The sequence below is a fragment of the Frankia sp. CoWAU3 genome, assembly GCF_977971855.1.
In genome coordinates this window covers 4,594-6,763 of record NZ_CDWWXB010000042.1, presented here as the reverse complement: position 1 = coordinate 6,763, position 2,170 = coordinate 4,594, and the positions used below count along the sequence as shown (strand labels likewise).

General features: G+C 69.1%; 1 protein-coding gene. It reads right to left on the bottom strand.

Going from position 1 to position 2,170, the window contains the following annotated elements; genetic code table 11:
• The coding region (locus AC08ON_RS06460; RefSeq protein ID WP_476616632.1) for a sugar phosphate nucleotidyltransferase at positions 1–2,128 on the bottom strand (2,128 nt) is incomplete at its 3' end.
• Between the last annotated feature and the right edge of the window lie 42 nt (positions 2,129–2,170).

Sequence of the window (2,170 nt, the reverse complement as noted above, 5' to 3'; positions counted from 1 at the left end):
GGGCGAACTCGGGGACGATGAAGCCGCCCCGCCCGTCGGCGGCGAAGACGATGCCGTCGTCACGGGCGACCCCGGTCAGCGCCGCCGCCGACAGGGAGGTCCGGCGTACCGTCAGCCCGTGGAAGCAGGTGACCTGGTCGGCTACCCGGGTGATGGTCACCGGCAGGGCCACCTCCGCGCCGGGATTCTCCGCCGCGACGAGGTCGAGGAACACCAGCAGGGCCCGGTCATCGTCGATGAGGTCCCCCCGCTCGTCGACGATCGTGACGCGCTCGCCGACATGATCGAACCGCACGCCGAAGGCCGCCCCGGAGCTGGCGACGAGGGCGCCCAGACGGTCGGTGGCCCGCAGATCCTCCAGGGCGCTGCGGGGCGGGATGATCTCGTCAACGCGTCCATTGACGGTGAGCACGTCAACGCCGAGCCGGCCGAGCAGTGTCGGCAGCACCAGGGACGCCGAGCCACCCGAGGGATCAACGACGATCTTGAGATCCGCCTCGGCGACGCCGGCGGTATCAACCCGGTCGAGCAGATCCTGGATGTAGAGATCCATGGTACGGGCCGGGAAACGCAGGTCACCGATCTCACCGGGAAAGGCCCGGCGGAACTCCTGGCGGGAGAAGACCCGGTCTAGCTTGCGCTGTGCCACCGGGGAGAGGTCGTCGCCGTCGGCATCCAGGAAGATGATGTCGATGCGTTCCGGGTCTCCGGGGGTGGTGCGCAGCATGATCCCCCCGGCGGCGTTGGACGAGCGGACGTCGAAGCGGGTGACCGGCATCGGTGCCACCTCGAGATCACGGACGTTGATGGCACCGGCGGTCAACGCGCTGATGACGGCCCGCTTGAGGGCCCGGGCGGCGCGGGAACCGTCCCGCGCGGTGGTGACGGTGGCCCCCTTCTTCAGGGTCGTGGCGTAGGCACCGGCGAGGCGCACCACCAGCTCCGGGGTGATCTCCGCGTTCACCAGGCCGGACACCCCGCGCGGCCCGAACAGGGTCCGCTGGCCGCGGGACTCCCAGATGACGGAGGTGTTGACGACCGCGCCGGCCTCGATCGTCTTGAACGGATACACCTTCACGTCATGGGAGACGAACGCCTCCTCGCGGACGACGCACTCGTCTCCGACGACGGCGCCCTCCTCGATCCTGGCCGCCCGCAACACGTCGGTGCTCTTGCCGATGACGCAGCCGCGCAGGTTCGTCTGCGGGCCGATGAGCGCGTTGTCCTGGACGATCGCCCGGTGCAGGAACGCGCCGCTCTTCACCAGCACGTTGCTGCCCAGCACGGAAAACTCCCGCAGCTCGGCGCCGGCCTCCACCTTGCTGTAGTCACCGACCACGAGCGGCCCCTTGAGGATCGCCTCCGGATGGACCTCGGCGTCCTCACCGATCCACACCCCGGGGGACACCTCGAAACCGCCGATCTCCACGTCGACCTGGCGGTTGAGCACGTCGGCCTGGGCCCGTTGAAAGCTCGCGATGGTGCCGACGTCCTCCCAGTACCCGGACGCCACGTAGCCGTACACCGGGGCACCCGCCTCGACCAGCCGGGGGAAGATGTCGCCGGACCAGTCCACCGCCTCGCCGGGCGGCACCTGGGCAAGCACCTCGGGCTCCATCACGTAGATGCCGGTGTTGACGGTGTCGGAGAACACCTGCCCCCAGGTCGGCTTCTCCAGGAAGCGCTGGATCCGTCCGTCCTCGCCGGTGATGACGATGCCGAACTCGAGCGGGTCGGGGACGGATTTCAGCGCGACGGTGACGAGCGCGCCCTGACGCCGGTGGAAGGCAACCAGGTCGGTGAGGTCGATGTCGGTCAGCGCGTCCCCGCTGATGACCAGGAACGCCTCGTCCCGCAGGGCGTCCTCGGCGTTCTTCACGCTGCCGGCGGTGCCCAGCGGGGTCGTCTCAGTGGCGTACGACAGGTGCATCCCGAGCTCGTCACCGGAACCGAAGTATGTCCGGATCATCGAGGCCAGAAACTGGACGGTCACCACCGTCTCGTCGAAGCCGTGCCGTTTGAGTAGGCGCAGCACATGCTCCATGATCGGCCGGTTGACGACAGGGAGCAGTGGTTTGGGCAGGTTCGCGGTCAACGGACGCAGCCGGGTGCCCTCGCCACCGGCCATGACGACGGCTCTCACCGGTCACCTCCCACTTGCGCCGGTCCG